Below are 23,811 nucleotides of genomic sequence, written 5' to 3'. Positions count from 1 at the left end.
GCCGGCTTGGTCATATCGAAGGTCAGACCTTGATTGACAGTCGAAAAGGAATAGACGATTCTCGCCAGCCATTCGCTACCGGCGGTCACGTCGACTCCGGCGCCGACCTCGCCGCGTTTCTGGGCATCGCGCACGTAGGGTTCGAGAAACTGCGTGGATCGCCGGACCGCGGTGTCACCGTCGGAGATCATGTGCCGCATCAGCTCGGCATCGTCGGCCATCAAACGGTTCCGTGTGCGATGGTCGAGCAGGATTCTGGCGTGGGTTTCCGCCATCGCGCCGACCTGCTCAGCCAGCGTGTTCTTCTTGGACATGGCGGAAGCGACCTCCCGATAAAACCGCTGCGCACCGAATTCGATCGCGGCGTCGATGAGCACGTTGCGGTCTTCGAAGTACCGGTACACCGTGCCCCGCGACACGTTGGCTTTTCGCGCGACGTCCTGCACGCTGGTGCGCTGGATGCCGAGCTGGGTGAAGCATTCGTTCGCCGCCTCGAGGATCTGGTCCCTGCGATCGAATTCCCCGTCCGATTCCAGATCGGCAGGGGCGGGTTTCGTCGACATGTCGCTCTATGCTACGCGACAAATTCCGGCGTTGTGTTCCGTTGATGGGCCTATTCGTCACTGAACTGGGCTCGGATAGTAGTCATTGCGACACACATCGTCCTGCTGTCTAGTATGGCTGACGTCGGCGGTGACGCCAGAAACGAGGGCAGCGCGTGGAGCTTGGCCTGGGGGGACGCAATTTCGTTCTCGTCGGCGGGACGACCGGTATCGGGTTCGCCGCCGCGCGGCAGCTCGCGGCCGAAGGTGCCAACGTGGCGCTGCTGGCTCGTAACGGAGAGCGTGCTCGAGCGCGGGCCGAGCAATTGACCGCAGACTACGGGGTGCGGGCGGTCGGAATCGCCGTCGACGCGGCCGCCCCGGGCGACGGGGTGGATCGCGCTGTCGACGAGGCGGCGGCGAGCCTGGGGCCGCTGCGCGGCCTGGCCGTCACCGCGGGACCGATGAATCAACAGGGGCCGTTCCTCGAACACGGCGACGAGTCGTGGGACTGGTATTACCAGTTGATTTTGATGGGAACCGTGCGCTCCTGCCGCGCGGTCATCCCGCACCTGCAACGCAATGGCGGTGGAACCATCGTCACGACGGCCGCGTATTCCGTTCGGGCGCCGAAGATCCTGATTCCGCCGTACAACGCGCTCAAGGCGGCGGTGTTGACCTTGTCAAAGATCCTGGCGAAAACACATGGCCCCGAGGGCATCAGGGTCAACACCGTATGCCCGGGGCTGTTCGACACCGAGGTCAACGACTTCATCCGCGCCCGGCGGGCGGCAGAGTACGGGGTGGCGCTGGAGGACGCGATCTATACGCACCTCGCGAGCAACCCGGACTGGAACATGCGGGTTGCCCTCCGCCGCGGCGGGCGTCCCGAAGAAGCGGGCGAGCTGATCGCCTTCCTGCTCAGCGACAGGGCAGCTTTCATGACCGGCGCGGCCGTCAACATCGACGGGGGCACGGACTTCTGACCCCCTCAGAGCCCGATCTCGTCCGCGAGGAGCCCCCGGTGATAGGACGCGTCGCCCAGCAGGCGCCCTGACGATTGAGCCCGCTTGAAGTACAGATGGGCCGGATGCTCCCAGGTGAATCCGATCCCACCGTGAATCTGGATATTGGCAGCAGCGGCCCGGGCATACGCCTCAGAACTGCACGCCTTGGCCAGCGACGCCACCGCCGGCAGTTCTGGCGAGCGTTGGGCCGCGGCCCGCACCGCGTAATAGGCTGCCCCGCGAGCACATTCGATGTCGAGGAATACATCGGCGCACTTGTGTCGGATGGCCTGGAATGAGCCGATGGGCTTGCCGAACTGTTTGCGGGCCTTCGCGTAGGCGACGGCCATCTCGAGGCAGCGTTGCGCGCCGCCGACCTGTTCGGCGGCCAGCGCGGCGCAGCCAAGCGCGAGGGTCGACCGCAACAATTCCTCCGCGCCGCCCAAACGACCGACGAGCGAGGCCGGCGTTGCGGTGAATTCGATGCGGGCTTGTTTTCGAGTCTGGTCCAGGCTGGACAGCGCGCGTCGGGCGACGCTGTCGAACCGGTCGACGGCGAACAACGACAATCCGGAGTCGGCCTGGGCGGCCACGAACAGCACATCGGCGCTGCAGCCATCGAGGACATAGGTTTTGGCTCCGTCCACCACCCAGCCGTGTGCCGTTTCTCGCGCCCGCGTGTGGATCGCACCGGCTTCCCAGCGGCCCGACTCCTCGGTGACGGCCAGGCTGGCGATGGTCGCTCCGGACGCGATGCCCGGCAGGTATCGTTGTTGGGCGGCGTAGTCACCCGAATCAAGCAGCGCGCTCGACGCCAGTACCGCCGACGCGAAGTATGGCGACGGAGCCAGGGCGCGCCCCAATTCCTCGGTCACGACGCCGAGTTCGACGAACGTGTACCCCTGACCGCCGAATTCTTCCGGGATTGCGAGCCCCACCAGGCCCAGTTCGTCGGACATTTGCACCCACAGCGACGGGTCGTAGCCCACCGGGTTTTCCATGTGGCCGCGCACGCCTGCCTCGTCGGCCTTGCTTTCGAGAAAAGAGCGCACGACGCGGCGCAACTCATTCTGCTCGTCGGTGAATCCGAAACCCATTGCACGAACCGACATCACGACTCCGCGGGCGCGCGACCGGTCGGGCTCACCCGCGGTGCTTCAGCGCCCCGGCGCAGGGTGCGCAACCAATCGCCGAAGGCGGCCGGGGCCGGGACCGGCGCGTCGAAGCGTCCGGGGTCGGCGGCCCAGAATGCCTCCCACGACGGGAACGCGTCGTGGAACGAGCCGTCCTGGCGCGGGCTTCCGGGCCAGCGCACCTTCTTCGGACCAACCGGCGGGTCGGTGATGTCGCTCCGGTACCAGAACAGCGGAATGCGGCGTGCGAAATACCAATGGCCGTCGCGCCGTTCGTAGCGGTCCAGATAGGCCAGCATCTCGATGAACCACGCGCCCTCGGTTTCCAAGTCGTTGCGCGAATAGACCAGCCCGCTCGCGGTGTCGGCGTCGTGGACGTCGATGACATGGCCGAGGACACCGTGCGCGCTGCCCAGCAGCGTCGGCCGCACCTCTGCGTCGTACCATTGGCGCAGCGCATCGCGGCCGCGGCGCTTGCCCGGCACGCCGATGTCGTCCACGAAAAGATTTGCCAGGGAATCGAAGTCGCGCGTGTCCAACGCCACCGCGTACCGCGCCGCCAGCTGACGAATTTCCTCGATGGCCTCGAGGCGGGCGATCCGCGCCTCCAACCCGGTCATGCCAGCACCCCCGACGTCAGTAACTGCACCAACCGGGGCTTGTCGATCTTGTTCGTGGTGGTGTACGGCAGCCGTTCATCGTCGGGGAGGATCACCCACCGCTTCGGAATCTTGTACGCGGCGAGATCCTTTCGGCACGCCGCAGCGAGTTCGTCCTGCGACGTCCGCCGCCCGTGGTTGAGCACGACCACGGCGCAGACGATTGCACCCTTGTCGGGGTCGGGAACGCCGACGACATAGGCGATCCGGACGCCGTCGACGCCACAGATCACGGCCTCGACCTCCACCGGCGCGACGTTGGCGCCCGAGGTCTTGATCATGTCGTCGGTGCGCCCGGCGAAATACAGAAACCCGTCATCATCGAGGTAGCCGGCGTCCTTGGTGTGATACCAGCCGTCGGCGTCGAACAGGTCGCTGTGCTGCCGTCCGACCATGCCGCGCATCATGGCCGTCCCCCGCACGCAGATTTCCCCCGCCGTCCCGTTGGGCACCCCCGCGCCCGACTCGTCGACGACCTTGTGCTGGTAGCCGGGTGCGGATACCCCGAGTGAGCCGCGCTTGCCTTCGGGCACCGGTTCGTGTGGTGGCCACCAGGTGTGTGAACTGCACGTTTCGGTCATCCCCAACTGTGTGACCAGCAGCGACGGGTCGACCGCGCGCAGTTCCGGCGGTAGCAGGACCTGGTGGTATCCCCTGCGCAGCCTGGACAGATCGGTGGACGCGAAGTCGGGGTGATTCGCCAGTGCCCGACCCACGTGCGGGAATCCCGTTGCGTACGTGGCCCGTTCGCCTTCGAGCAGGCGCAGAACGTCGCCGGCATCGAACTTGTGCTCGGTGAGAATGGTGGCGCCGGTCTGCATCGGTCCGAGCAGACCGAAGACCAACCCGGCGACCCAGAAGAACACCATCGGGATGTAGACCCGGTCGTCGGGCTTCCACTCGTGCTGCATGGCGACGAAGCGAGAGTGTGTGATCGCGGTGCCGTGCGTGTGGATGACGCCCTTGGGGTCCGAGGTGCTTCCCGAGGTGTAGATGACGACCAGGTCGTCGGACGGGCGGACGGTGGATTCGCACGCGCGCAGAAACGCTTCGGGCAGCGGGTCCGGCCACGCGCTGGGCCAGGCCCGCTCGGTGTTGCCGAGGCCAAAGATGTTGCGCAACTGGGGCAGCCGTTCGAGCGCAAGCGGCGCGCCCGGGCGCGGTAACTCACCCGTGGCGTCGACGACGCGCGCCAGGATGTCTTTGCCGAGCAGCGACTCGACCGCTAGCAGCGTGTGGATGTCGGCGTCGCGGAGCAGCCAGCTCAACTCCGGGGGCTGAAAGAAGGTGTTGATCGGCACCGCCACGGCGCCGATCCGGGTGGCCGCCAGGAAGGCGACCGCGAAATCGGGCCCGTTCGGCGCCAGGATCCCGACCCGAACGCCTTTGGTCACGCCCGCCGTGAGCAGGCGGCGCGCCATCTCGGCCGACCGAAGGTCGGCCTGCCCGTACGTGATCCGCTCGATCGTCCCCTCGCCGGTCAAGCTGACGACGAAGTCGTTGTCGCCGTAGGTGGTGACCAGGTCGGCCAGCATCGACGGCACGGCGGGGGCATACGGCAGCGGGTCGTAGCTGAACGTTCGTGCGGATTCAGCCATGGCGCGTCATCCCACAACTCATCAGCGCCTCATTCCTGGACCCACCGCGGTTCCCGCTTTTCCGCGAACGCGAGCATCCCTTCCCGGTAGTCGGGGTGGGTCAGCTGGTGTTGCAGGACATAGCGATAGGCGACGTCGTTGGCCGCGTGCAGCCCGACATCGAGGCTGCTCCACATCGCCTTGATCGACGCCTGCACCGTCGCGGGGGAGAGTTTGGCGATGTCCAAGGCGATTTCGCGCGCCCGCTGTTGCAGCCGGTCGGCGGGCACGACCTCGTTGATCAGGCCGATCTCGTAGCCCCGCTGCGCGCTGATCCGGCCCTGCTTGGTCATCAGCCCGAGCTGCATCACCATCGACAGCGGCATTCTGCGCAGCAGCACGGCGGGCTCGAGCGCGAACACGTTGCCCACGGCCAGATGTGTGTCGATCAGTTCCGCGTGGTCGGCGGCGATGATGAGGTCGGCGTCGGCGACCTGGTGCAAGCCGCCGCCGACGACCATTCCGTTGAGGGCGCAGATGACCGGCTTCCACACGTTGTGGTGCAGCCGCGAGCCGGGAATCTTGTTGCGGATGCCGCCCTCGGCCGTCGCCCGGATGTCCTGGCCCGCGGAGAACGCGCGGTCGCCGGCTCCGGTGATGATGGCGACCCGGATATTGGGGTCCTCGCGCACCCGCGCCCACGCGATGCCGAGCTCGGTGCGGGTCAGGTCGTCGGTGGCGTTGAGCCGCTCCGGTCGGTTGATCGTGATGGTGGCGACCTGCTCGCTGACGTCGAACAGGATTCTCTTCAGTTCCACGACATCCCCTGGCATCGATTCGTAGCAGTAAACACTACATCAGCATCTGTTTCGTCGTTCCGCATCGACGTCATGGCATCCACTGCCCGCCCGACACCGAAATGAGCTGACCGGTTACGTGTTTGGCCGCGGGCGAACAGAGAAACGCCACCACGCCGGCGACGTCATCCGGTTCACCGATGTTTCCGGTCAATGTCGTCCGTCGCATCTGTGCCAGCGCGTCGGGCGTCTTGCGCGACAACAGCCACGGTGTCGCGGTGGTGCCGACCACGACGGTGTTGACTCGGATGGCGTGCACACCGAGTTGAACGGCCATCAGCCGGCTCAGTCCTTCGACACCGGCCTTGGCGGCCGCGTAGGCCGGCGGCCCGGTGCGCACGCCGTGCGCCGACACCGAGCTGACGTTCACGATGGCCCCGCCGCCGTGGGCGACCATCTGCCGGGCGGCCACCTGCGCCATCACAAAGGTGCCCTTCAGGTTGACCTCGACGATACGGTCCCAGTCCTCGTCGGTCTGGTCGAGAAAGGTGGCGGGCAGCGTCATCCCCGCGTTGTTGACCAGGGCGCGAACGGGCCCGAACCGGTCGGCCAGTTTGGTCAGCGCGTCCTCGACCGCGTTGCGGTCGGTAATCGACAGGTTGATCGGGACGAGCAATCCCGATCTCGCTTCGTCCGAATCCTGGGCGCGAGCAATGGCTTTGGCATTCACATCGATCGCGGCCACCCGGTGGCCGCCGCAGATCAGCGCGGCCACAATCGATTCTCCGATGCCTCGCGCGCCCCCGGTGACGACGGCGAGGGGGCGGGATTCACCCGACACGCTGCCCACCTCCCCGCCCCGGCTCGGACCTCGCGCCGGTGCGCTCGATCGCGGCGATCGAGGGCCGCACGAGCTCTACGGATTCGGCCATCAGTGCCGACAGCTCACCCCGACCCCCGGCCGCGACCCACGAATCGATCGCGGCGCGGTTGGCGGCGTTGATCAGCGTGGCGGCCAGCCGAGGCCGCAAGTCCGGTTGGGCGTCGCTTCCCAGCCAGCGCGCCACCTCGGCGGTGAGCTGATCGATCCAGTCCTCGTTGATCCGGAGCATGGTCGCGCGCAGAGCCGGCAGGCCGTGATACATCCGCGCGCGGACCAGGAACATGTCGGGCTGATCGACGATCGCCTGCGCCACCGCCATCGACGTCTCGGCGAGTGCGTCCCACAGGGAGTCGGAGCGCGCGGCGCGAAAGCGGCGGATCGCCTCCTGCAGCCGCTCGGCATAGCCGTCGAACAGGATGTCTTCCTTGCTGGCGAAATGATGAAACAACGTGCGCGGCGCTACCCCGGCCGCCGCCGCAATCTGGTCGACGGTGGTCCCCTCATAGCCCTGAGTGGAGAACAGCTCGATCGCCGCATGGATGAGCGCCTGTCTGTTGCGGATCCCGCGGGCCCGTCGTTGGTCCACGCTCATACCCTTGTCAGCGAGGCGGTTCCGGAGCTCAGGGCGACGGCGTCACCCTGCAGCGTGCGGAATCGCACCGAACCTTCGGTTCGCCAGATCTCCGTCCGCAGCGGGGCATCAAGCTTCACCTGCTTGGAGAACCGGCATGCCAAGGATGTCAGCGACCGGGGATCCCCGTCGCCGATCCGGTCGATCACCGCCCGCGCGGCGAACCCCAAGGTGCAAAGCCCATGCAGGAAGACGTCGTCGAAGCCGTACTTCCGGGCCGCTTCCGGGTCGATGTGCAGTTGGTTGCGGTCACCCGAGAGCCGGTAGAGGGCGGCTTGCTCGGGCCGGACGATGTCGTCGAAAACGGCATCCGGCGGCCCGTCGGGGTCCGGTTTGGCAGCGGGTCCGCGGTCGCCGCCGAATCCTCCCGCACCGAGAACCATGGTTTGGGACCGGGCGACGAACACGGTCCCGTCCGGGCCGGTGCCGCGACTGGTCAACTCGACGGCGGCGTGTTTGCCCTTGTCCCACACGGCCGACACCTCGGCCTGCACCGACATTTCCCCGGCGGCGCCGATTGGCCGGTGCAGCTCCAGCGATTGCGCGGAGTGCACGATCGGATACGTCCCGAGCTCGAGCACACTGCGCAGGTCCTTGACGGCCCACCAGTTGGCCACCAAGGCGAACGTCGGCAGCACGTCGGGACCGCAGGCCTCGTTGAGCAGCCTCAGCTCGGACGGCGGGCGGGCGCCCACGCCGAGCGCGTACAGGATCACGTCGGTCTCGCCCCAGCGGAAGGTGCTCGGCGGCAACGCGGTTCCGACCGCCGAGTCTAACAGAGCCACGGGTCCCCCTACTGAACGGATTGACGATATGTGTTCAATCGTGCATTATTGTGGCAGTCAATGCAACTACTTGTGCGGATGCGAACAGCGGGAGGGACCGATATGAAGTTCGGCGTGTTCATCCTCGGCGACAAGCCCAACCACCTCAGCGAGCGGGAGGTGCTGGCCAACGTGCTTCAGGAGGCGCGCTGGGCGGAGGAACTCGGTTACGACGAGATCTGGCTGGCCGAACACCACTTCTCCCCGTACGGCATGCTCCCGGACCTGCCGCAGGTCGCGACCGCCATCGCCGCGCAGACCGAACGCATCCGCATCGGCACCGCTTGCATGGTGGCGCCCTTCCACGAGCCGATTCAGCTGGCCGAACGCATCGCCCTGGTCGACGTCCTCTCCGGCGGGCGCTTCGACGCGGGCTTCGGGCGCGGCTATCAGGCGCACGAGTTCACCGGCTTCGGCATCTCTATGGACGAGGCCACCGGCCGATATCAGGAGTGCGTGGAAATTGTCAGCCGCCTATTGACCGAAGAGAACGTCAGCTTCCACGGCAAGTACTTCCACATCGACGACGTCACGATCTACCCGCGGCCGGTGCAGCAACCGATCCCCGTGTGGGGCACCGTGATGAAGACGCCGTCCAGCTTCGAGTGGCTGGCCGAGAAGGGCTTTGGGGCGATCATCGGAAACCCCTACCAGGTGGATCCGGATCTGCAGGGCGCGCTGGACATTTACCTGAAGGTCCAATCAGAAAAAGGACTCGACGCCGCCACCGGCCACGTGTGGGCGCTGCTCAACGCCTTCTGCCACCAGGACGACGCGTTCGCGCGCAGCTACCCGCGCGAAAGCGTCGAACTCTCCATTCAGACCCATCGCAAGTATTCGAGCCCGTTCGAGCGCGGCGGCGAGATTCCGGCCGACTACAAGGCCTACTCGGACTGGTTCGACAAACACGACAAGCAGAGCTATGAACAGGTGCTGAATTCGCACCTCACGCTGATGGGTGACCCGGACCGCATCGTCGAGAAGATGCGCACCGTCATCGACATGGGCTGGCGCAACATCATTTTGCGCATGTCGCGCGGTGGCGCCATGGACCGCACAAAGGTGTACGAGTCGATGAAGTTGTTCGCCCAAGAGGTGATCCCCGCGGCGACCGAGCTCGCGGCAGCCGCGGCTTGAGCCAGCAACTCGCCGATCGCATCCGCGCGGTGCTCGCCCTCGACCCGCGGGCGCCCGCGATCGAGTACCAGGGCCGGTGGATTGACTGGCAGGAACTGTCGGACGTCGCCGCGGACGTCCAACATTGTTTGACAACAGCGGGTTTGGGTCAGGGATCCCCCGTCGGGCTGGTGCTGCGCAATCATCCCGCGATGGTGGGGGCCCTGCTCGGCGTGCTGCTGACCGGCGGTTGCGTGGTCACGATCAACCCGTCCCAGGGTGACGCCGGGCTCTGCGCCGACATCCGCCAGCTGCGGTTGCCTGCGGTGGTGGCTTTGCAGGCCGACTGGAAGCGCGCCGGAGTTGTCGACGCCGCCGCCGGGGCCCTGGGTGTTCGCGTATCGAGTGACCCGGCCGGCGCGACCGTTGTGGAGGGGCGGGAACATCCCGGGCCGGGCCCGTTCCGCCCGTCCGGCGACGGCGTGGCCGTTGAGATGCTGACGAGTGGCACCACGGGTCCGCCCAAGCGAATACCACTGCCCTACCGATCCTTTGAGCGCACCGTCGCAGCGGCGAGCGCACATTACAGCGCCAGGCCCACGCGTGCCTCGCAGCTCAGGCTGCGCTCCGGCGTCGCCATCGTCTCCTCGCCGCTGGTGCATATGTCCGGGCTGTTCCGCACTCTGCTCAACATCTGCGAGGGAAGAAAGATCGCGCTCCTCGAGCGATTCCGGGTTCGCGACTTTGTGGATCTTCTGCTGCGGCACCGACCGAAGGCTGTGAGCCTGGTGCCGTCGGCGATGGCGATGGTGCTCGACGCGGGCGTGGACCCCCAGGCCTTCTCGAGCGTCGAGGTGGTGACCTCGGGCACCGCACATCTCCCGGTCGACCTACAGACGAGGTTCGAGTGCCGCTATGGCGTCGCGGTGCTGCCGTCTTACGGCGCAACGGAATTCGCCGGTGGGGTGGCCGGCTGGAACCTCGCCTTGCACCGGCAGTGGGCGACCGCCAAACGTGGAAGCGTCGGGCGCCCGCAGCGCGACCGGGAGATCCGGGTCATGTCCCTCGAGGACGACACGGAGATGCCGCCCGGCGAGCAGGGCCGCATCGAGGTCCGCACCACGGGCGAGGACTGGGTGCGGACCACCGACCTCGGCCGGGTCGACGCCGACGGCTTCGTGTTCATCGACGGCCGCACCGACGACGTCATCATTCGCGGCGGTTTCAAGGTCAATCCGGCCGAGATCGTCGGTGTGCTCCGTGGCCATCCGGCGGTGCGCGATGCCGGCGTGACCGGCCTGCCCGATGAACGGCTCGGCCAAGTCCCGGTCGCGGCGGTGGAGTTAGCCGACGGCGCCCGCGCCGCGCCAGAAGAGTTGCTCGCCTATGTGCGTGAACGATTGAGCCGCTACTACGTCCCGGCCCGGTTGCTCGTCGTCGAGGAGCTGCCCCGCACGCCGTCGCTCAAGGTCAGCCAACCCGCGCTGCTCGAACTCTTCGAAGGGACAGGAAGTTGACGACCCGAGGTGTGGCCGCCATTGCCGGTGTCGCCGATGAGGTTTCGGCGAGCGGAGTGATCGATGTTCCGCTGCGGGAGCTCGAGGCGCGGGTGATCACCGCCGCCCTGGCCGATGCGGGGTTGTCGCTGCGCGACGTCGACGGGCTGTGCACCTGCACCGGCGGAACGCTCATGCATGCGGTGGAACTGGCCGAGTACCTGGGGATCGCACCGCGCTTCACCGACGCGACGCAGACCGGCGGCGCCAGCTACGGGTTGTACGTCGAGCACGCCGCCGCGGCGATCGCGGCCGGCGAGGCGGAGACGGTGGTGATCGTCTATGCCTCGACGCCGCGCGCCGCGCGCAAGCGTGGTGAAAAGGGCCTCGGAGTTTTCGCCACCCCCGAGCGGCTGGAATGGGAGACGCCGTTCGGGGTCATGCTCCCGATCAGTGCCTACGCCCTGGCGGCCAACCGGCACATGGCCGTGTACGGGACGACGCCCGAACAGCTGGCCCAGATCGCCGTCGACACGAGGCGGTGGGCGGCGCTGAACGAGCGGGCTCACCTGCGCGAGGCGATCAGCGTGCAGGACGTCCTGGATTCGGGCTTCCTCGCCGAGCCGCTGCACAAGCTGGAGTGCTGCCTGGTCACCGACGGTGCCGCCGCGGTGGTGGTCACCAGTGCCGAGCGCGCGCGCGGCCTGGCCAAGCCGCCCGCATTCGTCCTGGGGGCGGCGTCGTCGGCCTCGCACGCCATGATCTCCCAGATGCCCGACCTCACCGTCACGCCCGGGGCGGTGTCCGGGCCGGCCGCCTTCCGCGCCGCGGGACTGACCCCGGGCGAGATCGATGTCGTCGAGCTCTACGACTCGTTCACCATCACGGTGCTGCTGGCGCTCGAAGACCTTGGCTTCTGCGGCAAGGGCGAAGGGGGTCCGTTTGTCGCGGATGGCGCGTTGGGACCCGGGGGCACGCTACCCGGTCAGACCTCCGGCGGTGGTCTCGCCTACACCCACCCCGGGGCGTTTGGGGCCTTCCTGCTCGTCGAGGCCACCCGTCAGTTGCGCGGCGAATGCGGCGAACGCCAGGTACCGGACGCGAAAACGGCTGTCGCACACGGCACCGGCGGGGTGCTCTCGGCCACCTCGACGGTGATCCTGGGAACGGAGGCCACGCTGTGACCGATACGCTGCCGGTGCCGCAGCCCAGCCCGGTGTCCGCGCCCTTCTGGGACGCGACCCGGCGTCGCGAGCTGACGGCCCAACGATGCGAATCGTGCGCCCGGCTCGTCTGGTATCCACGGTTCATCTGCCCGCACTGCGGCGGGTCATCGCTGGTGTGGGAGAAGTTGAGCGGCGGCGGCGTCGTTTACGCGGTCAGCGTGCACCACCGCGCCGCGCTCCCCGCCCTCGCCGACAAGGTGCCGTACTCGGTGGTGCTCGTCGATCTGGACGAAGGGGTCCGCATGATGTCGAACGTGTTCGGTCCCCCTCCCGCGGTCGGTGACCGCGTCAGGCTGGCGTGGGTGCCGCTCGAGGACGGCCGCAACCTCGCTGTCTTCGAACCGAAGTGAGCCCTGACTCCGCGCTGCGGCGCACCCGCGAAGAGTTGGTGCTCCGGCACGTCGCGGCCGAGAATGCGCGTGACCTGGAGGCGGCGATGGCCACCTTCACCCATCCGCGCTACGAGATCGTCCCTACGGGAATGGTTTTCGATGGCGACGAGGCGGTCCGCGGAATGCTGCTGCAGCAGTGGACGGATCTCCCGATGCTGCAGTACTCCGCCGAGGCGCTCTACCACGGCGACAACGGGTTGATCGTGGAAACCCGAACCACGGCGCCCGGCACACCGATCGACATGCTGAGCGTCAACCTCTTCGGCTTCCGCGGACCCGATCTGGTTTTGGAGCGCTGCTACTTCGACCGGATGCTGCTGGCGGCACAATTGGGTTCGATCGGGAACACATAGACGAGCGGCCCGGATCATTAATCGAACGATTGAACAGATTTCGTCATATTGTAGACTCCTTGGCGTACCGCATATCCGTGAAGGAGTCGTGATGGCCACGCCGTTAGACGCCGGGATCCTGCCGCTTACCAACGATCACGCGCTGGAGTTGTATCGCCTGATGAGCAAGGTGCACCACAGCGACCAACGCGTCCGAAAGGGCCTGTCTTCCGGGGAAATCGCGATGAGCTACTGGCCGGTGGACGGTCAGGAGGCGATGTCGGCCGGGGCCGCGCTCGCCCTGTCAAGCACCGACCAACTGGTCACCACCTATCGCGGACTCGGCGACGTGGTGGCCAAGGGCATCGACCTGCCTGGGTATTTCGCCGAGATCTTGGGCCGCGGGACCGGTCTGTCGAAGGGCAAGGCCGGCGCCATGGGCGTCTTCGACCCCGAGCATGGCATCGCGTGGACCACCGGCATCGTGGGTGCGGGCCCGCTGATCGCGAACGGGATCGCATTGGCGGAGGCCGTCAAGGGCATTGACCGGGTGGTGCTGGTCAGCTTCGGCGACGGGGCGACCAGCATCGGCTACGTCCACGAGGCCATGAACATGGCTGCGCTGTGGGCGCTTCCGGTGGTGTTCTTCTGCCAGAACAACGCGTGGGCCGAATGCACGCCGGTGGCCGGCTACACCCGCACGGCGCGGTTGTCCGACCGGGCCGCGGGTTACGCGATGCCCGGGATCACGGTCGACGGCACGGACCCGCACGCGGTGTACCGGGCCGTGGCCGAGGCGGTCGAGCGGGCACGGTCCGGGGGCGGGCCGTCGTTCGTCGAAGCCGTCGCCTACCGCCTGCAGGGGCACTACTTCGGCGACCAGATGCCCTACGCCGACCCCGACGAGCTGGCCGCCAAGCGCGCCGACCCGCCGTTCGCGCGGTATCGGCGGCGGCTCATCGACGAGGGCCTGGCCGGCGAGGCCGACCTCGACCGCATCGACTCGGACCTGGTTGCCGAGATCGACGCGGCCTTCACCGCCGCGCGCGACGCCGAGCCCCCCGCCGACGACGAACTGACCCGCGACGTGTTCGCCGCGCACGGCAGCGAGCTCGCGGCACCGGTGACCCAGCGTGCCGCGATTCCCGAGGGCGAAACGGAGACCCTCGGCCTGGTGCAGGCGATTCACCGCACGCTGGATCGCGCGATGGCGGCCGACGATTCGATCGTGCTGCTCGGCGAGGATATCGCCGACCCGTCGGGCGGCATGTTCAAGATCACCGCCAGGCTGTCCACCAAGTACGGCAGCCACCGGGTGCGCGACACCCCGATCGCGGAGTCCTCGATCATCGGCGCCGCGGTGGGTGCGGCCCTGGGTGGTCTGCGGCCGGTGGCGGAGCTGATGTTCATGGACTTCCTCGGCGTGGCCATGGACCAGATCGCCAATCACGCGGCCAAGATCCGCTACATGTCCGGCGGACGGCAGGGCGCCCCGGTTGTCATCCGCGCCATGGTGGGCACGGCGGCTGGCCCGCAGCACTCCCAGGCCTTCGAGGCCTGGGCGATGCACACACCCGGCATCAAGATCGTGTGGCCCAGCACCGCCGCCGACGCTGTCGGGCTGCTCAACGCCTGCCTGGCCGAGGACGATCCCTGCCTGTTCATCGAGTCGATGAAGCTCTATTACGGCGGCGGCAAGGGGCCCGTGCCGACGGACGACTACGTGATCCCGCTCGGCCAGGCCGACGTCAAACGCGCCGGCGCCGACGTCACGATCTGCACCTACGGCAGCTTGGTGCACGCCGCCCTGGCCGCCGCCGAACAGCTTGCCGCCGAAGGCGTTTCGGTGGAGGTGGTCGACCTGCGCTCGCTGGTGCCGTTGGATCTGGCCACCGTTTTCGACTCCGTCCGCAAAACCGGTCGCCTGGTCGTCGCTCACGAATCCGTCGGATTCTGCGGCCCGGGAGCCGAAATCGCCGCGGCCGTCGGGACGGAGCTCTTCGGCGAGCTGTCGGCCCCGATCCAGCGCGTGGGCGGAACGTACACGCCCGTCCCGCGGGCGGCGACACTGGAAGCTGCCTGCCGTCCGGACACGGCGCGGCTCGTCGAAGCGGTCAGGAGGATCGCGTGATCCCGGTGCGGATGCCGAAGCCGGGCGACGCGATCACGGAAGCGGAGGTGACGGAGCTCTACGTGGCGGACGGCGCGCATGTCTGTGAGGGCGATCCCCTTTACCAGATCGCCACCGACAAGGTCGAGATGGACATCGAAGCGCCGGCCAGTGGCATCGTCACGTGGAAGGTCAGCGCCGGGGCAAGCTATGACGTCGGCGAGCTGCTCGCCGTGATCGAGGCACAGTGAACGCCCTGCCGGATTCCGTCGACGTCGACCTCTGTGCGTCGGAGCTCGAGGCCAGGATCGACGGCGACACCCTGACCGTCACCATCAACCGTCCGGAGAAGAAGAACGCCGTCACCGCGGACGGCTACCACGGGATCAAACGGGCCGCGATGATCGTCGCCGACGAACCGGACCTGAACTTTCTGGTGATCACCGGGACAGGCGACGTGTTCTGTGCGGGCGGCGATATGAACGCGGTGCAGAATCCGGATCGCCGGTGGGACGCGTTCACCGAGTCCTATGACGGAACACCGTTCGAAACGCTGGGCAAGATACCGAAACTCGTCGTCTGCGCCGTCAACGGCATCGCCATGGGGGGCGGCTTGGTGATGACGTTGTTTGCCGATCTCGTCGTCGCATCCGATCGCGCCCGGTTCCGGGTGCCGGATCTCACCCGTGGCGTGTACGAGGCGTTCGTCGCCGCCCGACTACCGCACCGACTGGGCACGCTGAAGGCCAATCACCTGATCTACGGCAATGATTGGGTCGATGCGCAGGAGGCCGAGCGACTCGGGCTGGTCGGCAAAGTCGTTGCACACGACTCCCTGCGCGCGGAGGTCGAGGCATTGCTCGAGCGAGTGCGCAAGACGGGCCCCGCCGCCCGCGCGGCCGTTAAGAGGGAAATGGCACGTGCGCTGCCACCCGTCGACGTGACGGGCTACTGGTCGTCGATCGGAACCGCCGAACAGATCGAGGCCTTTACGGCGTTCCTGCAGAAGCGATCTCCGGATTGGGCGGTCAACCACGACCGAGACGCGTTCGTTCAGACCAGACGATCGGCGTGGCTGGCGCCGCGCGGAGATGAGTAACTGCCCATGACGGAGCTACCGCAGGGCACGTCGGAACTGACCGGGTGCGAGGAGATCCTGGTGGCCGCCGACGGTCCCGTCCGGATCGTGACGCTGAACAACCCTGGCGACGCCAACGCGGTCAACAACACGATGCACACGGCATTCACGAGACTGTGGGCCACCCTGGCCGAAGATCCCGACGCGCGGGCGGTGCTGATCACCGGAACGGGTGACTACTTTTCCGCCGGCGGAAACCTGGTGGAGTGGCTGGAAACCCACGTCAACAACCCGGTAACACGGCGCGCCGGGATGCGCGACGCCCGCCGCATCGTGCGGGACATGATCGACTTTCCGCTGCCCGTGGTCGCGGCCGTCAACGGGCCCGCGGTCGGCTTCGGGTGCAGCATCGCGGTGTTGTGTGACATCGTCCTGATGTCCGACCGCGCGTTCTTCGCCGACACTCACGTCGCGAGCGGCCTGGTCGCCGGTGACGGTGGGTCGGTGCTGTGGCCACTGTTGATGAGCCTGCTGAAGGCCAAGGAATACCTGATGCTCGGCGAACGCATCAAGGCCGACAAGGCCGTCGAGTTGGGCCTGGCCAACCGCGTCGTGCCGCACGCGGAGATCAAGCAGGAGGGGCTGTCGATCGCCCACCGCCTGGCCGCGTTACCACCGCGGGCGGTGCAGGACACCAAACGGACGCTGAACCTGCACGCCCAGCGCGCGATCACCGGCATCCTCGAATACGGGATCTCCGCGGAGACCGAGTGTTTCACCACACCCGAACACCGGGCCGCCATCGACAAGTTCCTCGGCCGACAGTGACAGACAGCGATCCACTCATTCGCCGCGAGGACCGTGGCGGCATCGCCGTCCTCCTCCTGAATCGGCCACGCCGGCGCAACGCCCTCTGTTACGAAACCTGGACCGAATTATCCATCGCGCTCGGCGGAGTGGTTGCGTACGGCGACCGCGCGTTGGTATTAGCCGGCGCCGGAGACTTCTTCTGCGCCGGTGGGGATTTGAAGACGGGGCCGGCACGCGGCGACGGTCCATTGGGCCCTGCCGGCCGCGTCGAGCACGCCCAACGCGTAATGGAACAACTCAAAGCTGTGCCGGTACCGACGATCGCCGCAGTCGAGGGTGCGGCCGTCGGCCTCGGTTGGAGCTTGGCGCTGGCGTGCGACCTCGTCGTGTGCGCTTCCGACGCATTTTTTGCCGCCCCGTTCGTCGCGCGTGCGGTGGTGCCCGACGGCGGATTGGCCTGGCGCTTAACGCAGCAGCTGGGCCGCAACCGCGCCGCGTCGTTGCTGCTAAAGGGAACACGACTGCCGGCCGGCGAGGCGGAGCAGCTCGGGCTGGTGACCGAGATCGTCGAACCCGGATCCGCCGTCAGCCGCGCCATGTCCATCGCTGACGAACTCTCCCGAGCCGATGCGGGGGCGGTAGAGATGACGAAGCGACTGATCAATTCCGCCGAGGCCGCCCAGCTCGCCGCCTTCCATCCGCTTGAACTGGCGATGGCGACCGTGGCGCAACAACGTTCGGCGGCCGCCAAGGGGCGGGCCGGGTACGCCTGACGTCAGCGCGGCATCCCGAGGCCAACAGTCGAGATCAGATCGCGCTGGATCTCGCTGGTGCCGCCGCCGATCGTGTGGAGCAAGGACAGCAAGAGGCCTTCGGAGAAGTGCCCGTCGAGCACCGCGTCGGGATCGTCCGGCATGAGTTCGCCTCCCGGACCCAGGATCTGGGCCCCGAGTGCGCGCAGTTCGGCGGTCAGTTCGGAGTGATACAGCTTCGACAACGACGGAAGCGCGGGATCCAGGGCGCCGGCCGCCTGAAGGTGCGCTACGCGATACGACAGGGCGCGGCCCACCTCGACGCGTTCGACGGCGCGGGCCAACGCGATGCGGTTGGCCGGATCGGACAGGGGGTCGTGCGCCGAGCCCTTCTGTGCGTGGCACCAGTCGATAAGCTCATCGAGGTAGCGTTGCGCCTGGGCCGCCCTGGTGATGTTCGACCGTTCGGCGTCAAGTAGCGCCTTCCCGACCGTCCAGCCCTGCCCCTCGGCTCCGACGAGGTTGGCGGCGGGCACACGCACACCATCGAAGAACTCCTCGGCGAAGGTCGGGTACCCGGTCATGGACCGGATGGGCCGGCGCGTGATTCCCGGGCTTTCCAGGTCGACGAGGAAGAACGAGATTCCGGCTTGGCGCTTGTCCGCGATGGGCGATGTGCGCGCCAGGACGAAGATCCAATCGGCGAGCACGCCGTTGCTGGTCCACGTCTTCTGTCCGTCGAGGACGTACTCGTCGCCGTCTCGCCGGGCCGTCATGCGCAGCGACGCCAGGTCCGAGCCGGCCTCAGGTTCCGAATAGCCTTGTGCCCACATGCGTTCCGAGCGGGCTATGGCCGGCAGGTGCTCGGCCTTCTGTTCGGGCGTGCCGTATTTGAACAGCACCGGCGCCAGCATGTTGACTCCGTTGGTGTTCACCAGCGGTGCGCCCGCATAAGCGAGTTCCTCGCGGATGACCACCTGTTCGACGATCCCGCGTCCGCCGCCCTCGTACTCGGCGGGCCAATGCGGCACGAACCATCCCTGCTCGTGCAGCGCCCTGCAGAACGCGACCGCGCGTTCGTGAACGTCGCGCGGGAGGTAGTCGGGATTCGCTGCGGTGCGGCGGAATTCGTCGGCGAGGTTGTCCGCCAGCCACTCGCGGATCGAAGCCCGCAGTGCCTCGGTGCTCTCGTCACCGCCGAATTGGATGATGGGCTTGCACGGCATGGCTAGATGCGCTCGGTCGGTTTGGAGCCCTTCTTCATCAGCTCCGCCATGAATTCCTGGAATTCCTTGCTGCCGGTCACCATCGCCTGCAGGTCGTTGGTTGCCTGCTGGTGGGTGCGGAACCCCATCGTCTCCCACGCGCGGATGACGCCGGATTTGACGGCCTGCAACGTGATGAGCGGCGCCTTGGCGATTTGGGTGGCCAGTTCCTCGACGGTGGCCTCGAGCTCATCGGCCGGGACCACCCGGTTCACGAGACCGAACTCGAGCGCTTCCGCCGCGCTCAATCGCTGCGCGGTGTACAGGTATTCGGCGGCCCGCTTGTAGTTCATGAAGACCCACGGCTCGAACATGGTCTCGGCGCCCGGCAGGCCGAACCCCGGCACCAGGGGCATCTGAAACCACGCGTCCTCGGAACAAACCGTGATCTCGGGGATCAGCGCCCAGGTGGTACCCCCGCCGATCGCATACCCATGCACCTGGGCGATCACCGGCTTGGGGAATTCCCACAACTTCAGCACCGGCCACAGGAACAGCTGCGCGGCCGAACGCCACACCTTGCCGGACGCTTGCAGTTCGGCCATGAACTCCGGGTACGCACCGGTGGGGATGTGACCGGAGCAGAACCCCTTGCCGTTGGCCTTGATGATGACGACCTTGATGTCATAGTCGTACTGCGCATCGTCAAGCGCCTCGTTGACACTGTGGACCATTTCCGAGCTCTGGGCGTTGGCGGCGTCCGGGTTGTTGAGGATGATCCGCGCGATCGGGCCGTCCTTCTGGTAGATCACGTGCTCGAGTTCTCGCGTTTCCATCGTTTGTCCTCCTCAACACCGGGCAGACGATCACCACGCCGTCAGCATGGTGCAACTATACAGATAATGTATTAGTGTTCTTTGGCGAAGGGACGGTGCCGATGACGACGATCGAGTTACGTTGGGATCCGTTCGACCGCGCGTTGCACCAGAATCCGTATGGGGTCTGGAAACGGCTGCGCGACGAAGCGCCAACTTACTACAACGACCAGTACGGCTTCTACGCTTTGAGCCGGTTCGCCGACGTGATGGAAGCGTCGCTGGACACCGAGACGTTTTCCTCGTCGCACGGGATAACCCTCGACGCGATCGCCGACGAGCCGTGGCCGCCGCCCAGGGCGATGATCATGATGGATCCACCCGACCACACCGCAATGCGAAAGATGGTCAATCGCACGTTCTTCCGCACCCAGATTGCCCGGCTCGAGGACCGGGTCCGCTCGCTGTGCTGCGCCTACCTGGATGGGTTCGTCGGCGCCGAGGGCTTTGACTACGTGCGCGACTTCTCGATGAAGTTACCGGTGATGGTGATCAGCTCGCTGCTGGGCTTCCCCGAGGAAGACCACGACAACCTGCGCGAGTGGTCGGATGCCCAGCTACACCGCGACGAGGGCACGACTCAGCTGAACGAGGAGGGCCAGCAGGCCAACGCGAAGCTGCTGGGCTACTACGCCGATCAGATCCAGCGACGGCGGGCCGCGCCGGCCGACGACATCGTCGGCAACCTGATGAGCTCCGACCTGGTCCAGGCGGGCCGCGAGACCCGTCGCCTGGACGATGGCGAAGTGTTGATGTTCATCGCGATGATCAACGTCGCCGGCAACGAGACCGTTGCCCGCCTGCTGGGGTGGGCCGCGCTGACACTGGCGCGATACCCCGACCAGCGGGCCAAGTTGGTCGACCGCCCCGACCTGATCGGCAACGCCGTCGAGGAACTGCTGCGCTACGACGCCCCCTCGCCGGTACAGGGCCGCTACACGAAACGCGACGTCACTTACAACGGCACGCTCATCCCGGCGGGCTCGCGCGTTGCCCTGCTGACCGGGTCGGCGGGCCGCGACGAACGCCAATACGAGAACCCCGACGTCCTCGACGTCGAGCGCACGGGAATCCGGCACATCAGCTTCGGCCACGGATCACATTTCTGCCTGGGCGCGGCGCTGGCCCGCCTCGAGGCCCGGGTCGCCCTCGAAGAGACGTTGAAGCGCTTCCCGACCTGGGACGTTGACCCTGGTGCGGTGACGTACGTGCACACCAACTCCGTGCGCGGCCCCGCCAGCGTGCCGATGCGGCTGTGACTCCGGGCCTTTCAGTCCGCACGGAAGGCGCGGTGCTGTGGTTGGTCTTGGACCGCCCCGAGGCCGGCAATTCGGTGACGCGGGCGGTGCAGCAGGCCCTCATCGAAAACCTGCGGTCGGCCTCCGACGAGCCAGGTGTCAGGGCGGTGGTGCTCACCGGCCGCGGTGACAAGCATTTCTGCACGGGACCGAATCTTCGGGACCCGGGAATGCAGCCCAAGAAGGACCGCGTCGCGGGCGACGCCGCCCGCATTCTGCGTACCGGGTCTCAGGCGGTGGTGTCGGCGTTGCTGGACTGCGAAAAGCCGGTGTTGTGTGCGCTCAACGGGACCGCCGCCGGGGTGGGCGCCAGCATGGTGCTGGCGTGCGACCTCATCGTGGCCTCCGAAAGTGCTCGCATCATCGAGCTTTTCGCGCGGCGCGGGCTCGCACCGGACGGGGGTGCCGCCTATCTGCTGGCGCGCAAGGTTCCGTTCAACGTCGCAAAGCAACTGTTGTTCTTCGGCGAGGAGCTCTCCGCCGCGGAAGCCGAGCGCATCGGCCTGGTCAACAAGGTCGTCGGTGCCGATGACCTGGAAGCCGAGACGTCCGCCTGGGCCCAACGGCTCGCCGGCGGGCCCACCCGTGCGCTGGCGGCGGCCAAGGCGATGCTGAATCAGGCGTTCGACGTCGACCGCGATGCCGCGTTTCGCGCCGAGGCGCTGTTGGTCGAGCAGGTCGCCGCGACCGACGACGTCGCCGAGGGCATGGCGGCTTTCACCGAGCGCCGCGACCCCAACTTCCGTGGACGCTGAGAGACGCTGAATGACGCTGCATCGGAACGCCGCATCGCTGGACGGCCGGGTCGCCGTCGTCACTGGCGGGGGCGGCGGGATCGGGAGGGCCATCGCCGCGGCCTTCACCGAATTCGGCGCGCGAGTGGCGATCTGGGAAAGGGACCAGCAGAGTGCGACGGCGGTGGCCGCGCGCATCGGCGGCCTCGCGTGCGTCGCCGACGTACGCGACGCCGAGCAGGTCGATGCGGCCCTGACCACCACCATCGACGCTCTGGGGGTTCCGACCATCCTCGTCAACAATGCCGGCGGGGTCTTCTGGTCCGGCCTGCTGGACACCTCCCCCAACGGCTGGGATGCCCTGATCCGGATCAATTTGACGCAGGTGCTGCTCTGTACGCAGCGCGTAGCGCGGGCCTTGGTCGATGCGGGACAGGGCGGCAGCGTCATCAACATCAGCACCATCGAGGCGGTACGCGCCGCGCCCGGGTTTGCCGCCTACGCCGCGGCCAAAGCGGGCGTGGTCAACTTCACCAAGACCGCCGCGCTGGAACTCGCGCCGCACAACATCCGCGTCAACGGGCTCGCGCCCGACTTCACGCTCACCGAGAGCCTGCAGAAGATGGCGCCCAACGGGGCCGAAAACGCCAAACTCATGGTGCCGATGGGCCGCGCGGGCCACGTCGACGAAATGGCCGGAGCCGCAATCTTCCTCGCCAGTGACCTCAGCGCCTACGTGACCGGGCAGACGCTGCACGTCGACGGCGGGACATCGGCGGCCGGCGGCTGGTATCACCATCCGCAATCGGGGCAATACGTACTCGGCCCGTCGACCCCGGTGCCCTAGCCACGATGCACGACACCGAAATTCGGGACCTGTTGGCGAAGGAGGAAATTCGTCAACTGGCTTACCGTTACGCCGCCGCGATCGAAACGCGGGACGTCGCCGCGATGGCCGAATTGTTCGTCCCGCACGCCCGGTTCGGCGACCACGGAGAGGGCCCCGAGGCCCTGCGCCGGCTGATGTCGGCCAGCGTCGACGGGAGCGTATTCGCGGTCATCCTGGTCGCTAACCACCTCGTCGAGCTGGACACAGCGGACCGCGCCCGCGGGCAGGTCTGGGCCCAGTGTTTCGCCCAGACCCACGCCGAGGGGTTTGTCGAACAGCTCATCAAGTACGAAGACCGCTACGAGCGGAACTGCGGGCGTTGGCTGTTCCTGCACAGAAGGCATCACCTGTTCTACGGCATGAGCCGCCGGCCGTCGCCCCTGACACAAGAAGCCGCAGTCTGGCCACGAAACCAGACCGGCGTCGGTGACCTGCCGTTGAGCGACCCGGTCTTCACGGCTTGGTGGCAGAGCAAGGCCGACGGGGAGACGCGGCCGTGAGCTCCGGCCGTTGCCTAGCCGAGGGACTCTCCTTCCCCGAAGGCCCGGTCGTCTACGACGACGGTTCCGTCGTGGTCTCGGAGATGGCGGCCGGCAGAATCACCCGCGTCCGCCCGGACGGCGTCACCGAGACGGTCGCCGAGACCGGTGGTGGCCCCAACGGGGTGGCCCGGCTTTCGGACGGTCGGCTGGTGGTCTGCCAGAACGGCGGCTCCACCTTCGGACTCGGGCCGTGGCCGTACGACTTCGTCGGCTGCGCAAGGCTTTTCCGGCCGGTGGGACCGCCCGACCACCCCGTCGTTCCCGCGCTGCAGCTGGTCGAAGCCGACGGTCGGGTCAGCACCCTGTGCACCGAATTCGTCACGCGCTCCGGCGGAACGGTGCCGCTGATGCGGCCCAGCGACATCTGCGTCGACGGCGATGGCGGCTTCTACGTCACCGACGGTGGAGCCACGCGAGGCCGCAACCGCGGCATGACGGGACTGCTGTACGGCACCGTCGACGGCGGGCTTCGTGAGATCGTCTACCCACTCGAGATGCCCAACGGCGTGGCCCTGTCCCCCGACGGGGCATTGCTCTACGTGGCCGAGACGCGCACGCGCCGGGTCTGGGAGTTCACCCTCGACGGGCCGGGAGTGGTGTCGCGGGCGCGCGGTCTGGCAACGGTGCCCAGCGGGGGTCCGCTGAATGTCGGAGGGGCCGACGGGCTCTGTGTGGACGCGGACGGCGGCATCCTCGTCGCGACCCTGGGTAGCGGCGGTGTCACCGTCTTCGCCCCGACCGGCGAGCTGTTGGGCGCCATTCCCGCCGAAGATCCGATGACCACCAACGTCGCGCTGAGCCCCGATGGCGACACGTTGTTCATGACGCTCGCCTCGTCGGGGCGATTGGTCATGGTGGAGAACTGGCGGGAACGCGTGGGCGCTGCCCCGGCGTCGCCGTGAA

Annotated in this window: 26 protein-coding genes; 16 read left to right on the top strand and 10 right to left on the bottom strand. The window is 67.3% G+C overall.

Features of this window, described 5'->3' with window-relative positions:
- On the bottom strand, window positions 1-563 hold a 563-nt coding region (locus A5697_RS19445), incomplete at its 3' end, for a TetR/AcrR family transcriptional regulator (protein ID WP_068011714.1).
- A gap of 155 nt (window positions 564-718) precedes the next feature.
- Here A5697_RS19445 and A5697_RS19440 point away from each other — a divergent pair.
- On the top strand, window positions 719-1,528 hold the full coding sequence (locus tag A5697_RS19440) for an SDR family NAD(P)-dependent oxidoreductase (protein WP_082953493.1): 810 nt from the start codon (window positions 719-721) through the stop codon (window positions 1,526-1,528).
- Window positions 1,529-1,533: 5 nt separating this feature from the next.
- Here A5697_RS19440 and A5697_RS19435 read toward each other — a convergent pair whose 3' ends face one another.
- The 7 genes from A5697_RS19435 to A5697_RS19405 all read right to left on the bottom strand — a co-directional run bounded on the left by A5697_RS19435 (window position 1,534) and on the right by A5697_RS19405 (window position 8,014).
- A complete protein-coding gene (locus tag A5697_RS19435; protein ID WP_231972116.1) occupies window positions 1,534-2,661 on the bottom strand; it encodes an acyl-CoA dehydrogenase family protein in 1,128 nt (375 codons plus the stop codon).
- The gene (locus A5697_RS19430; RefSeq protein ID WP_067947219.1) at window positions 2,661-3,302 is read right to left on the bottom strand and encodes a nuclear transport factor 2 family protein; all 642 of its coding nucleotides are present in this window, start codon (window positions 3,300-3,302) and stop codon (window positions 2,661-2,663) included. Before A5697_RS19430 ends, A5697_RS19435 begins: the two co-directional genes overlap by 1 nt.
- Entirely contained in the window at window positions 3,299-4,939 is a 1,641-nt protein-coding gene (locus tag A5697_RS19425; protein WP_068011712.1) for a class I adenylate-forming enzyme family protein, read from the bottom strand. The genes A5697_RS19430 and A5697_RS19425 overlap by 4 nt, the downstream gene beginning before the upstream one ends.
- A 29-nt stretch (window positions 4,940-4,968) precedes the next feature.
- On the bottom strand, window positions 4,969-5,736 hold the full coding sequence (locus A5697_RS19420; RefSeq protein WP_082953492.1) for an enoyl-CoA hydratase-related protein: 768 nt from the start codon (window positions 5,734-5,736) through the stop codon (window positions 4,969-4,971).
- A gap of 70 nt (window positions 5,737-5,806) precedes the next feature.
- Window positions 5,807-6,556 (bottom strand): SDR family NAD(P)-dependent oxidoreductase, encoded by a 750-nt coding sequence (locus A5697_RS19415; protein WP_068011715.1) that lies wholly within the window; start codon window positions 6,554-6,556, stop codon window positions 5,807-5,809.
- Window positions 6,546-7,184: a TetR/AcrR family transcriptional regulator gene (locus A5697_RS19410; protein ID WP_067947225.1), complete on the bottom strand. Its 639-nt coding sequence runs from the start codon at window positions 7,182-7,184 to the stop codon at window positions 6,546-6,548. The genes A5697_RS19415 and A5697_RS19410 overlap by 11 nt, the downstream gene beginning before the upstream one ends.
- Window positions 7,185-7,186: 2 nt before the next feature.
- Window positions 7,187-8,014 carry a MaoC/PaaZ C-terminal domain-containing protein gene (locus A5697_RS19405; RefSeq protein WP_068011711.1) on the bottom strand — a complete coding sequence of 276 codons (828 nt, stop codon included), beginning with the start codon at window positions 8,012-8,014 and terminating at the stop codon, window positions 7,187-7,189.
- Window positions 8,015-8,116: 102 nt separating this feature from the next.
- Here A5697_RS19405 and A5697_RS19400 point away from each other — a divergent pair, with 102 nt between their 5' ends.
- The 10 genes from A5697_RS19400 (at window position 8,117) to A5697_RS19355 (ending at window position 17,386) form a co-directional block, all read left to right on the top strand.
- On the top strand, window positions 8,117-9,190 hold the full coding sequence (locus tag A5697_RS19400) for an LLM class flavin-dependent oxidoreductase (protein ID WP_068011710.1): 1,074 nt from the start codon (window positions 8,117-8,119) through the stop codon (window positions 9,188-9,190).
- Window positions 9,187-10,686, top strand: coding sequence for a class I adenylate-forming enzyme family protein (locus A5697_RS19395; RefSeq protein WP_068011709.1), 1,500 nt, complete (start codon window positions 9,187-9,189; stop codon window positions 10,684-10,686). The genes A5697_RS19400 and A5697_RS19395 overlap by 4 nt, the downstream gene beginning before the upstream one ends.
- Complete coding sequence (locus A5697_RS19390; protein ID WP_068011708.1) at window positions 10,683-11,849, top strand: acetyl-CoA acetyltransferase; 1,167 nt, start codon at window positions 10,683-10,685, stop codon at window positions 11,847-11,849. The genes A5697_RS19395 and A5697_RS19390 overlap by 4 nt, the downstream gene beginning before the upstream one ends.
- Entirely contained in the window at window positions 11,846-12,241 is a 396-nt protein-coding gene (locus A5697_RS19385) for a Zn-ribbon domain-containing OB-fold protein (RefSeq protein WP_068011707.1), read from the top strand. Before A5697_RS19390 ends, A5697_RS19385 begins: the two co-directional genes overlap by 4 nt.
- Window positions 12,238-12,636: a nuclear transport factor 2 family protein gene (locus A5697_RS19380; RefSeq protein WP_231972115.1), complete on the top strand. Its 399-nt coding sequence runs from the start codon at window positions 12,238-12,240 to the stop codon at window positions 12,634-12,636. The genes A5697_RS19385 and A5697_RS19380 overlap by 4 nt, the downstream gene beginning before the upstream one ends.
- 91 nt (window positions 12,637-12,727) lie before the next feature.
- Complete coding sequence (locus A5697_RS19375) at window positions 12,728-14,746, top strand: thiamine pyrophosphate-dependent enzyme (protein WP_068011705.1); 2,019 nt, start codon at window positions 12,728-12,730, stop codon at window positions 14,744-14,746.
- Window positions 14,743-14,976, top strand: coding sequence for a lipoyl domain-containing protein (locus tag A5697_RS19370; RefSeq protein WP_156673371.1), 234 nt, complete (start codon window positions 14,743-14,745; stop codon window positions 14,974-14,976). Before A5697_RS19375 ends, A5697_RS19370 begins: the two co-directional genes overlap by 4 nt.
- Window positions 14,973-15,824, top strand: a complete 852-nt coding sequence (locus A5697_RS19365) for an enoyl-CoA hydratase/isomerase family protein (protein WP_156673370.1) — start codon at window positions 14,973-14,975, stop codon at window positions 15,822-15,824. Before A5697_RS19370 ends, A5697_RS19365 begins: the two co-directional genes overlap by 4 nt.
- A gap of 6 nt (window positions 15,825-15,830) precedes the next feature.
- Window positions 15,831-16,631: an enoyl-CoA hydratase/isomerase family protein gene (locus A5697_RS19360; RefSeq protein ID WP_082953490.1), complete on the top strand. Its 801-nt coding sequence runs from the start codon at window positions 15,831-15,833 to the stop codon at window positions 16,629-16,631.
- A complete protein-coding gene (locus tag A5697_RS19355) occupies window positions 16,628-17,386 on the top strand; it encodes an enoyl-CoA hydratase/isomerase family protein (protein WP_068011704.1) in 759 nt (252 codons plus the stop codon). Before A5697_RS19360 ends, A5697_RS19355 begins: the two co-directional genes overlap by 4 nt.
- A 2-nt stretch (window positions 17,387-17,388) precedes the next feature.
- On the opposite strand, the gene A5697_RS19350 is transcribed toward A5697_RS19355, so the two are convergent.
- Window positions 17,389-18,591, bottom strand: coding sequence for an acyl-CoA dehydrogenase family protein (locus A5697_RS19350; protein ID WP_067948987.1), 1,203 nt, complete (start codon window positions 18,589-18,591; stop codon window positions 17,389-17,391).
- A 2-nt stretch (window positions 18,592-18,593) separates the two neighbouring features.
- On the bottom strand, window positions 18,594-19,406 hold the full coding sequence (locus A5697_RS19345) for an enoyl-CoA hydratase-related protein (protein ID WP_067948989.1): 813 nt from the start codon (window positions 19,404-19,406) through the stop codon (window positions 18,594-18,596).
- 74 nt (window positions 19,407-19,480) lie between these two features.
- Here A5697_RS19345 and A5697_RS19340 point away from each other — a divergent pair, with 74 nt between their 5' ends.
- The 5 genes from A5697_RS19340 to A5697_RS19320 are packed head-to-tail and all read left to right on the top strand — an operon-like array spanning window position 19,481 to window position 23,810.
- On the top strand, window positions 19,481-20,704 hold the full coding sequence (locus A5697_RS19340) for a cytochrome P450 (protein ID WP_231972114.1): 1,224 nt from the start codon (window positions 19,481-19,483) through the stop codon (window positions 20,702-20,704).
- A gap of 32 nt (window positions 20,705-20,736) precedes the next feature.
- Window positions 20,737-21,498 carry an enoyl-CoA hydratase/isomerase family protein gene (locus tag A5697_RS19335; protein ID WP_082953489.1) on the top strand — a complete coding sequence of 254 codons (762 nt, stop codon included), beginning with the start codon at window positions 20,737-20,739 and terminating at the stop codon, window positions 21,496-21,498.
- 10 nt (window positions 21,499-21,508) lie between these two features.
- Window positions 21,509-22,324: an SDR family NAD(P)-dependent oxidoreductase gene (locus tag A5697_RS19330; protein ID WP_068011702.1), complete on the top strand. Its 816-nt coding sequence runs from the start codon at window positions 21,509-21,511 to the stop codon at window positions 22,322-22,324.
- 5 nt (window positions 22,325-22,329) lie between these two features.
- Window positions 22,330-22,866: a nuclear transport factor 2 family protein gene (locus A5697_RS19325; protein WP_067948996.1), complete on the top strand. Its 537-nt coding sequence runs from the start codon at window positions 22,330-22,332 to the stop codon at window positions 22,864-22,866.
- Window positions 22,863-23,810, top strand: coding sequence for an SMP-30/gluconolactonase/LRE family protein (locus tag A5697_RS19320; RefSeq protein ID WP_067948997.1), 948 nt, complete (start codon window positions 22,863-22,865; stop codon window positions 23,808-23,810). The genes A5697_RS19325 and A5697_RS19320 overlap by 4 nt, the downstream gene beginning before the upstream one ends.
- The last annotated feature ends 1 nt before the right edge of the window (window position 23,811 follow it).

The organism is Mycobacterium sp. E3251 (genome assembly GCF_001666835.1).
Taxonomy (GTDB): domain Bacteria; phylum Actinomycetota; class Actinomycetes; order Mycobacteriales; family Mycobacteriaceae; genus Mycobacterium.
The sequence above is the reverse complement of the archived record's forward strand: the minus strand, read 5'-3'. Positions and strand labels throughout refer to the sequence as shown.

What these genes read in the sequence shown, in the direction of transcription:
- A5697_RS19375 (WP_068011705.1), top strand. Translation starts at nt 12,728, where the DNA reads ATGGCCACGCCGTTAGACGCCGGGATCCTGCCGCTTACCAACGATCAC.
- A5697_RS19435 (WP_231972116.1), bottom strand. Translation starts at nt 2,661, where the DNA reads ATGTCGGTTCGTGCAATGGGTTTCGGATTCACCGACGAGCAGAATGAG.
- A5697_RS19425 (WP_068011712.1), bottom strand. Translation starts at nt 4,939, where the DNA reads ATGGCTGAATCCGCACGAACGTTCAGCTACGACCCGCTGCCGTATGCC.
- A5697_RS19325 (WP_067948996.1), top strand. Translation starts at nt 22,330, where the DNA reads ATGCACGACACCGAAATTCGGGACCTGTTGGCGAAGGAGGAAATTCGT.
- A5697_RS19330 (WP_068011702.1), top strand. Translation starts at nt 21,509, where the DNA reads ATGACGCTGCATCGGAACGCCGCATCGCTGGACGGCCGGGTCGCCGTC.
- A5697_RS19350 (WP_067948987.1), bottom strand. Translation starts at nt 18,591, where the DNA reads ATGCCGTGCAAGCCCATCATCCAATTCGGCGGTGACGAGAGCACCGAG.
- A5697_RS19400 (WP_068011710.1), top strand. Translation starts at nt 8,117, where the DNA reads ATGAAGTTCGGCGTGTTCATCCTCGGCGACAAGCCCAACCACCTCAGC.
- A5697_RS19430 (WP_067947219.1), bottom strand. Translation starts at nt 3,302, where the DNA reads ATGACCGGGTTGGAGGCGCGGATCGCCCGCCTCGAGGCCATCGAGGAA.
- A5697_RS19360 (WP_082953490.1), top strand. Translation starts at nt 15,831, where the DNA reads ATGACGGAGCTACCGCAGGGCACGTCGGAACTGACCGGGTGCGAGGAG.
- A5697_RS19345 (WP_067948989.1), bottom strand. Translation starts at nt 19,406, where the DNA reads ATGGAAACGCGAGAACTCGAGCACGTGATCTACCAGAAGGACGGCCCG.